1 rRNA gene is annotated in these 264 nt (G+C 48.9%); it reads left to right on the plus strand.

What is annotated here, in order from left to right:
- Positions 1–264 (plus strand): 23S ribosomal RNA (locus tag ACLHR0_RS31695); the annotation flags it as partial.

Here is a 264-nt window from a genome sequence, read left to right on the forward strand (position 1 = left end):
GTTCGTTTATAGCAGCCCGTACCGTAAACCGACACAGGTAGTCGAGATGAGTATTCTCAGGCGCTCGAGTGATCCGTGGTAAAGGAACTAGGCAAATTGACGCTGTAACTTCGGGATAAGGCGTGCCACAGTGATGTGGCCTCAGTAAAATGGTACAACCAACTGTTTAACAAAAACACAGGGCCCTGCAAAATCGAAAGATGACGTATAGAGCCTGATACCTGCCCGGTGCTGGAAGGTTAAGGAAGGATGTTCGGAGCAATC

It is taken from the genome of Chitinophaga sp. ARDCPP14 (assembly GCF_051362515.1).
GTDB lineage: Bacteria > Bacteroidota > Bacteroidia > Chitinophagales > Chitinophagaceae > Chitinophaga.